Raw genomic sequence first — 7,895 nt, forward strand, 5'->3', positions numbered from 1 at the left:
CGCGAGGGATCGCCTGGTGGAAGGCCGGTGGATCAGCTCTCGTCGTCGCCGGAGCGGCCGTGGGCGACGCCCGTGGCGAAGCCGACGCCCGCCGGAGCCCCGACCCCGAGCTCGACGAGCTGCGGCTCGCTCGGCCCGCTGCCGCAGCACGACCCTGTGGACGACTCGCCGTCGGCCTCCAGCGCCAGGTCGCTGGAGCAGACGCCGGTGGCGGGCAGGTCCAGCTCGACGGCGTCGGCCGCCGCGCGGTCGCCGGCCAGCGCGGCGGCGACCGAGCGCACCTGCTCGTACCCGGTGGCCAGCAGGAACGTCGGTGCTCGGCCGTACGACTTCATGCCGACGAGGTAGAAGCCGTCGTCAGGGTGGCGCAGCACCTGCTCGCCGTGCGGCGGCACCGTGCCGCAGGAGTGCTGGTTCGGGTCGACGAGCGGGGCGAGCGCGCTCGGCGCCTCGACGACCGGGTCGAGGTCGAGGCGCACCTCACGCAGCATGTCCAGGTCGGGCCGGAAGCCCGTGGCGTTGACGATCGCCTGCACGTCCAGCGCCAGCGGCTCGTCCTTCGCCGTCCCGAGCACCCGCACCGACCCGCCGTCCGGGACGAGCCGCTCGATCGAGACCCGCGTCAGCAGCCGCAGCCGGCCGGCGTCGACGGCCGCGCGCAGCCGGGTGCCGAGCAGCCCGCGGGCGGGCAGCTCGTCGTCGGTGCCGCCGCCGAACAGGCGCCGCGCCGACCCGCCGCGGATCGCCCACGTGACGGTCGTGCCGGGCTCGGACTCCGACAGCTCCACGAGGCTCAGCAGGGTGTTCGCCGCGGAGTGGCCCATCCCGACGACCAGCGCGTGCCGCCCGGCGAAGCGGGCGCGGTCGACCCCCAGGACGTCGGGCAGCGGCCCGGTGACGAACGGCGCGGCGTCGGCCTCGCCGGCCGCGGGCAGGCCGCTGACGCCGAGCGGGTTCGACGTCGAGAACGTGCCGGAGGCGTCGACGACGGCGCGGGCGAGGACGTCGGCGACGCGGCCCGCGGCGTCGACGGTCCGCACCCGATAGGCGCGGCGCTCCCGACCGAGCGAGCGGGTCTTGTCCGCCCCGTCCCTGGCGACGGCCAGCACGCGGGTGCCGGTGCGCAGCCGGGACGCGATCTCGGGCGTCGCGGCGAGCGGCGCCAGGTAGCCCTCGACGAGCTCGCCGCCGGTCGGCAGGGCGTCGGCGTCGGGCGAGGTCCACCCGGTCGGCTCGAGCAGGCGGCGGGCCGCGGCGTCGACGTCGTACCGCCACGGCGAGAAGAGCCGCACGTGCCCCCACGACGCGACAGCAGCGCCGGCGCTCTCGCCGGCCTCCAGCACCAGGGGTTCGAGGCCGCGCTCCAGCAGGTGCGCCGCCGCCGCCAGGCCCACCGGGCCCGCACCGATCACGACCACCGGGAGCTCGCTCCGCACCGTCTCGACCATCTCGCACTCCCTCGTATCGATGAACTTCGATGACTGAACGGGGACAACGTATCCACATTCTTCGATGCGTGGCAAGATGGAGGCATGACGACGATCGACCTGCCGCTGACGCCCGTGTCCACCGAGGGCGGCTGCTGCGGCACGGACGCTCCCCCGGTGGACGTCACCGAGGCGCGCGACCTCGCGCGCACGTTCAAGGCGCTCGCCGACCCGACGCGCGTGCAGCTCCTGTCGATCGTTACCGCGCACGAGGGCCACGAGGCGTGCGTCTGCGACCTCACCGAGCCGGTCGGGCTGTCGCAGCCCACCGTCAGCCACCACCTCAAGATCCTCGTCGAGGCGGGCATGCTCGAGCGCGAGCAGCGCGGGCGCTGGGCGTACTACCGCGCCGTGCCGGGCGCCGTCGCCGACCTCGCGGGCTCCCTCTCCACGCTCATGCTGTCGCCCGCGACGGCCTCCGCGTGAGGAACAGCACCGGGATCAGCAGCAGCGACAGGACCCCGCCGCCGAGGGCCAGGGTGGCGTAGCCCGACCCGGCCATCACGACGCCGGACATCGCGCCCCCGCCCGCGCCGGCGAGCGCGATGAGCACGTCGACCGTGCCCTGGGTGCGGGCGCGGGTGGCGGGCGTCGTCGCGTCGACGATGAGCGCCGTGCCCGCGATGAGGCCGAAGTTCCACCCGAGCCCGAGCAGCGCGAGCGACAGCACGAGCAGGACCATCGAGTCGCCCGGCGCGACTGCGCCGGTGATGCCCGCGAGCAGCAGCGTCACCCCCGACGCGACCGCCATCGGGACCCGTCCGACCTTGTCGACCAGGACGCCCGTGACCAGCGACGGCAGGAACATCGCCGCCACGTGGATGCCGATGACGAGGCCGACGTCGCCCAGGTCGTGGCCGTGGCCGCGCATGTGCACGGGCGTCATCGTCATGATCGCGACCATCGCGATCTGCGTCAGCACCATCACCGTCGCGCCGACGACGACGCCCGCCGGCACGGTGCGCCGCGCGCCGTCCGGAGCCCCGTCCGTCCCCGCCGGCGGCGCGCCGTCGTCCGCGCCGTCCGCGGCACCGGCCAGCTCCTTCGCGACGAGGAACGGGTCGGGCCGCAGGAAGGCGAACAGCGTGCCGCCGGCCGCGAGGAAGGCGACGGCCGCGAGCAGGAACGGTCCCGCGAGCGCAGGCAGCCCGAACGACGTCGCGAGGACGCCGAGCGGCTCCACGAGGTTCGGCCCCGCCACGGCCCCGAGCGTGGTGGACACCATCGCGACGCTGGCCGCCGTCGCGCGGCGGTCCGGGGCGGCGAGGTCGGTGCCCGCGTACCGGGCCTGCAGGTTGGTGGACGTGCCCGCCCCGTAGACGAACAGCGACACGAGCAGCAGCGGGACGGCGCCGAGGGCCGCGGCCACCACCACGCCGACCGCGCCCAGGCCGCCCGCGGCGAAGCCCAGCCCCAGGCCCACCCGACGGCCCGCGCGCTGCGTGATCCGCCCGACGAGGAACGCCGCGAGCGCCGAGCCCAGCGTGAACAGCATGGTCGGCACGCCGGCGAGGCGGTCCGTGCCGAGCATCTCCTGCGCGAGGAGCGCCCCGACCGTGACGCCCGCGGCCAGCCCCGCGCCGCCGAGCACCTGGCTCGCGACGACGACGGTCAGCGTGCGGCGCTGCAGCGTGCGCAGCTCGTCGGGCGACGGCAGCACCGGATACCTCCAGGGTCGACGGACGGGCCATCGGCAGGGTAGCCGCCCACCCGCGCCGACCATGCGGTGGCGCACCTTCCGGGGGCTCAGAACGTGCGCAGCTCCATGGTCGGCGACGGTCGGACGGCGGTGACGGCGGCCGGTGGGCGAGCGCCGTCGGCCCACGCGATGCCGAGCCGCCGGGTGGTGCGCGGCTCCAGCGGCACGTAGACGGGGTCGGCGGCGTCGGGCCGCTCGGGCCGGGGCAGCACGGCGACGCCCATCCCCGCGGCGACGAGGCCGCGGATGGTGTCGACCTCGCTGGACTCGAACGCGACCTCCACCTCGACGCCGACGGCGCCGAGCATGCCCTCGACGACGCCGCGCAGCTCGGTGGTGCGCGAGAAGGCGACGAACCGCTCCCCCGCCAGGTCGTCCACGCCCACGCTCGCGCGCCCGGCCAGCCGGTGCCCCGGCGGGACGGCGACGCACAGCACCTGCTCGTGCAGCAGCCGCCAGCTCGTGGTGCGGGTGGGCGGCGGGGGCGTGACGAGCGCGAGGTCGAGCACGTCGTCGTCGAGCCAGCCGAACAGGTCCTGCGCGAAGCCCTGGCGCAGCTCGAAGCGACGGTCCGGGTCGTCGCGACGCAGCTCGGTCACGACGCGCGGCACCAGCCACCGCGCCACGGACTGCAGGAAGCCGAGCCGCACGGTGCGCGCGCCGAGCGCCTCCTGGCGCACGTGCCGGCGCGCCACCTCGATCTCGTCGAGCACGCGGGCGGCGTCGCCGCGGAAGCTCACGCCGGCACGGTTGAGCGCGATGCGGCGCCCGTGCCGGCGGAACAGCTCGACGCCGAGCCCTGCCTCGAGGCGGGCGAGCGTGCGGGAGACCGTCGACTGGTCCACGCGCAGCAGCGCCGCCGTGTCGCGGGTGCTCTCCGTCTCGCAGAGGGACAGGAACACCCGCAGGGTCTGCTCGTCCATCTCGCACCCCTTCCTCCGGACCGACAGATGCAATTCTGGCATCACGACCGGCGCCCGGATCATTTGGCGCATCGAAGCGCCGGGCGCATCGTGGTCCGGTGACCACCGCCCCGCCCGCGCCCGCCTCGGCGCGCGACGCCGCCCCGCTCGCGGGCCACCGCCCCGGGTCGCGGGCGTACCGCCGCACGCTGCTCGGGCTCGCCGCGGGCGGGCTCGCGAACTTCTCGCTGCTCTACTACGTGCAGCCGCTGCTGCCGCAGGTCGCCGCGCACTACGACGTCTCGGCGGGCGCATCCGCCCAGGTGCTGTCGGTGACCACCGCGGCGATGGCCGTCGCGCTGCTGGCCGTCGGCCCGGTCGCCGACCGGTTCGGGCGGGTCGAGGTGATGCGCTGGTCGCTGCTCGCCTCGGGCGTGCTGGGGCTCGCGAGCGCCTTCGCCCCCACCTGGGGCAGCCTGCTGGTGCTGCGCGGGCTGGCCGGCGTCGCGCTGGCCGGCCTGCCCGCCGTCGCGCTCGCGTACCTGCGCGAGGAGATGCACCCGGGCGCGCACGCCCGCGCCAACGCCGCCTACATCGCCGGTACCGCGGTGGGCGGCGCCGTCGGGCGGCTCCTGCCCGGCCCGCTCGCCGCCCTCGGCGGGTGGCCGCTGGCCACCGAGGTACTGAGCGTCACGACGCTCCTCGCCGCCGTCGCCCTGTGGGCGCTGGTACCCCGCTCGGCACGGTTCACGCCGCGGCCGCTGCGGCTCGGCAGCGTGCTGACCGGGACGGCGTCGGCCTTCCGCGACCCGGTCGTGGCGCTGCTGTGCGCCGTCGGCTTCGCGAGCATGGGCACGTTCGTCGGCGTGTACAACGCGGTCGCCTTCCGGCTCGAGGCGCCGCCGTTCTCCCTCGGGCACGCGGTGACGCTCGTGTACCTGGCGTACCCGGTCGGCATCGTCACGCCGTCGGTCGCGCAGCTCCTGGCCCGACGGCGCGGGCGCGGCCCGGCCGTCGTGGCGGGCCTGGTGCTGCTCGCCGTCGGGGTCGCGGTGACCGTGCCGCCCTCCGTCGTGGCCGTCGTCGCCGGGCTCGGCGTCCTCACCGTCGGTTTCTTCTGCGCGCACTCCCTGGTCAGCGGCTGGGCCGTGGACCGCGCGCACCGGCAGGGGCGCGGCACCGCGCAGGCGTCGAGCGCCTACCTCTTCGCGTACTACGTGGGCAGCGCCGTGATGGGCGCGGTCGCGACGCACGTCTGGGAGGGCGCCGGCTGGGCGGGAGTGGTCGTGACGGCGACCGCCACCACCGCCGTCGCCGTCACCGCCGCCGCGGTCGCCGCGCGCCTCGACCGCCGCCCTACGCTGTGACCGTGCCGCACGCGATCGCCGACGACTCCGCCGAGATCGCCTACCAGGTGCGGGGCGACGGGCCGCCGCTCGTGCTGCTGGCCGGGCAGGCGAACTCCCACCGCTGGTGGGACCCGGTGCGCGGCAGCCTCGGCGCCGGGCGCCGCACGATCACCCTGGACTGGCGCGGCACCGGAGCGTCCGGCCCCACGGACCGCGAGCTCACCACGCGGCGCCTCGCGGGCGACGTCGCCGCCGTCCTCGACGACCTGCGCGTCGAGCGCGCCGACGTCTACGGCACGTCGATGGGCGGCCGCGTCGCCCAGTGGTTCGCCGTCGACCATCCGCACCGGCTCGGGCGGCTCGTGCTCGGGTGCACGACGCCGGGCGGCGCGCACGCCGTCGAGCGCTCGCTCGAGGTGCGCCGCGCCATGGTGCAGCCCGACCGCCGCGCGGCCCGGCGCGCCCTGCTGGACCTCATGTACACGCCCGCGTGGCTGGCCGCGCACCCCGGCCCGACGACGGTCGAGGGCGACCCGTCGATGACTCCGCGGGCGCGGCGCGACCACCTGCGCGCCAGCGACGGCCACGACGCGTGGGACGACCTGCCGCGGGTGCTGGCGCCCACGCTCGTGCTGCACGGGGCGGACGACGTGCTCGCTCCCGCGGTGAACGCGGACCTGCTCGGGCGGCGGATCCCCGGCGCGCGCGTCGAGGTGCTGCCCGGCCTGCGGCACGCGTACTTCCACGAGGGCGAGGCCGTCGCGACGCCGCTGGTGCGCGAGTTCCTCGGGTGATCCCTCCGGCGAACCCATGAGCCGGCCCTGAGCCCGGCGTCCTCCCCGGGTCGTACGTGCCGACCGCGAGGTTCCGCTCCGAGGCCGACGACGCCGCCACCTGCGCGTTCGTAGCGTCGAGGACATGACGCAGCACGAGAACCACCACGACCACCGCAGCACCCACCGCGCCGACCGCGCCGACGTCTCGACCGTCACCACGTCGCCCGTGCGCCGCTACCGCGGCGTCGGCGTGCTGGCGCTCGCCTCCGTCGTCGCCGTCACGACCACGGCGTGCGGCGCCATCTCGGAGGCGCTGCAGGACCGGAGCTCCGGTCACACCAAGGCGTTCACGTACGACAGCGGCGCCGACGGCAAGGCCGACGAGGGGCTGCCCTCCTGGGTGCCCGACGACGCCTCCGACGTCCGCGGCGTCTTCCGCACCACCGGCGACGAGATGATCCTCACGATGGAGGCCGAGGTGACGTCCCTGCCGACCGACTGCACGTCCGTCGACGCCGACCACCCGCTCGTCGCGAAGCCCGCGCGCGGCACCCTCACCGCCGACGACTACCGCACCGGCTCGACGCTCGAGGCGGGGTGGTGGACCGCCGGCCAGGAGCAGGATGCCACCCTGCAGTGCGGCGGCTGGTGGGTGGGCGCGAAGGATGGCGCCCTGTTCGGGTTCACCCCGGAGCTCAAGGCCGTGCAGATCGAGGACCAGCCCGACCCGGCGTGACCGGGACGACGCCACAGGCCGGCCGAACTTCACCCGCCCCCGGTCGTCCGGGCAGCGGCGTGGACGGGACGACGGACGGATGCTGGAGGGGTCCGGCACCCTCGTGGCGGCTCCCCACGCCCGGGGACCGGCGGTCACAAGGGAGTGGAACGGCGATGGTCACGACTCGGCGCGGGTTCTCCAGCTTCTCGGTGGACGACCTCGACGCGGCACGCAGCTTCTACGCGGACACCCTCGGGCTCCGCGTCACGACCCTGGACGAGGGCATGGGCCTGGTGCTCCACCTCGACACGAGCTCGCCGGTGTTCGTGTACCCCAAGGAGGACCACACCCCGGCGGCGTTCACCGTCTTCCACCTGGCGGTGGACGACGTCGACCCGGTGGTGGACGACCTCGTCGCGAAGGGCGTGAGCCTGGAGCGCTACGAGGGCTTCGACCAGGACGAGAAGGGCGTCGCCCGCGGCTTCATGGAGGGCGGCGACGGCGCCTGGTTCACCGACCCGGCGGGCAACGTCATCGGCCTGATGGACGGCGAGGGGGTACGACAGCTCCTCGACGAGGTCGGCGGGTGACCTCCGCCGCGAGCAGCCGCACCACCCCCCGCCGCCGCGGTCACTCGACGGTGACGGACTTCGCCAGGTTGCGCGGCCGGTCCACGTCCTCGCCGAGGGCGACGGCCGCGTGGTAGCCGAGCAGCTGGGTGGGGATGGTCAGCAGGATCGGGTCGAGCTCCACCTCGTTGCGCGGCACCTCGATGCGCGCCGTCGCCGCGTCGCCGAGCTCGACGCCCGGGTGCGTGATCGCGACGACGGCGCCGCCGCGGGCGCGGATCTCCTGCGCGGCGGTGATGTTGCGCTCGAGCAGGTCGTCGGCGGGCATGATCGCGACCGTCGGCAGCTCCGGGCTGATGAGCGCGAGCGGCCCGTGCTTGAGCTCGCTCGTCGGG

9 protein-coding genes are annotated in these 7,895 nt (G+C 75.8%); 5 read left to right on the top strand and 4 right to left on the bottom strand.

Annotated elements, in window-relative coordinates:
* Window positions 1-32: 32 nt before the first annotated feature.
* Window positions 33-1,448: an FAD-dependent oxidoreductase gene (locus ACFWEK_RS15930; RefSeq protein WP_430544744.1), complete on the bottom strand. Its 1,416-nt coding sequence runs from the start codon at window positions 1,446-1,448 to the stop codon at window positions 33-35.
* Window positions 1,449-1,532: 84 nt separating this feature from the next.
* Here ACFWEK_RS15930 and ACFWEK_RS15935 point away from each other — a divergent pair, with 84 nt between their 5' ends.
* Window positions 1,533-1,913, top strand: a complete 381-nt coding sequence (locus tag ACFWEK_RS15935; RefSeq protein ID WP_430554655.1) for an ArsR/SmtB family transcription factor — start codon at window positions 1,533-1,535, stop codon at window positions 1,911-1,913.
* Here the strand turns inward: ACFWEK_RS15935 and ACFWEK_RS15940 are convergent.
* Together ACFWEK_RS15940 and ACFWEK_RS15945 are read right to left on the bottom strand one after the other, a co-directional pair.
* Complete coding sequence (locus ACFWEK_RS15940) at window positions 1,882-3,147, bottom strand: MFS transporter (protein ID WP_430544746.1); 1,266 nt, start codon at window positions 3,145-3,147, stop codon at window positions 1,882-1,884. The two genes, ACFWEK_RS15935 and ACFWEK_RS15940, sit on opposite strands and share 32 nt — an antisense overlap.
* Window positions 3,148-3,233: 86 nt before the next feature.
* Entirely contained in the window at window positions 3,234-4,109 is an 876-nt protein-coding gene (locus ACFWEK_RS15945) for a LysR substrate-binding domain-containing protein (protein ID WP_430554656.1), read from the bottom strand.
* A gap of 98 nt (window positions 4,110-4,207) precedes the next feature.
* Between ACFWEK_RS15945 and ACFWEK_RS15950 the strand changes: the two genes are divergently transcribed.
* The 4 genes from ACFWEK_RS15950 to ACFWEK_RS15965 all read left to right on the top strand — a co-directional run bounded on the left by ACFWEK_RS15950 (window position 4,208) and on the right by ACFWEK_RS15965 (window position 7,521).
* Window positions 4,208-5,455 carry an MFS transporter gene (locus ACFWEK_RS15950; RefSeq protein ID WP_430554657.1) on the top strand — a complete coding sequence of 416 codons (1,248 nt, stop codon included), beginning with the start codon at window positions 4,208-4,210 and terminating at the stop codon, window positions 5,453-5,455.
* Between the two features lie 2 nt (window positions 5,456-5,457).
* Window positions 5,458-6,231 (top strand): alpha/beta fold hydrolase, encoded by a 774-nt coding sequence (locus ACFWEK_RS15955; RefSeq protein WP_430554658.1) that lies wholly within the window; start codon window positions 5,458-5,460, stop codon window positions 6,229-6,231.
* 124 nt (window positions 6,232-6,355) lie between these two features.
* Entirely contained in the window at window positions 6,356-6,949 is a 594-nt protein-coding gene (locus tag ACFWEK_RS15960) for a hypothetical protein (protein WP_430554659.1), read from the top strand.
* A gap of 155 nt (window positions 6,950-7,104) precedes the next feature.
* The gene (locus tag ACFWEK_RS15965) at window positions 7,105-7,521 is read left to right on the top strand and encodes a VOC family protein (RefSeq protein ID WP_429762910.1); all 417 of its coding nucleotides are present in this window, start codon (window positions 7,105-7,107) and stop codon (window positions 7,519-7,521) included.
* 40 nt (window positions 7,522-7,561) lie between these two features.
* On the opposite strand, the gene ACFWEK_RS15970 is transcribed toward ACFWEK_RS15965, so the two are convergent.
* A partial coding sequence (locus tag ACFWEK_RS15970) for an SIS domain-containing protein (protein WP_430554660.1) occupies window positions 7,562-7,895 on the bottom strand: 334 nt, incomplete at its 5' end.

It is taken from the genome of Isoptericola sp. NPDC060257, from assembly GCF_042726645.1.
GTDB classification, from domain to species: Bacteria; Actinomycetota; Actinomycetes; order Actinomycetales; family Cellulomonadaceae; genus Isoptericola; species Isoptericola nanjingensis.

What these genes read in the sequence shown, in the direction of transcription:
- ACFWEK_RS15960 (WP_430554659.1), top strand. Translation starts at nt 6,356, where the DNA reads ATGACGCAGCACGAGAACCACCACGACCACCGCAGCACCCACCGCGCC.
- ACFWEK_RS15935 (WP_430554655.1), top strand. Translation starts at nt 1,533, where the DNA reads ATGACGACGATCGACCTGCCGCTGACGCCCGTGTCCACCGAGGGCGGC.
- ACFWEK_RS15945 (WP_430554656.1), bottom strand. Translation starts at nt 4,109, where the DNA reads ATGGACGAGCAGACCCTGCGGGTGTTCCTGTCCCTCTGCGAGACGGAG.
- ACFWEK_RS15965 (WP_429762910.1), top strand. Translation starts at nt 7,105, where the DNA reads ATGGTCACGACTCGGCGCGGGTTCTCCAGCTTCTCGGTGGACGACCTC.
- ACFWEK_RS15930 (WP_430544744.1), bottom strand. Translation starts at nt 1,448, where the DNA reads ATGGTCGAGACGGTGCGGAGCGAGCTCCCGGTGGTCGTGATCGGTGCG.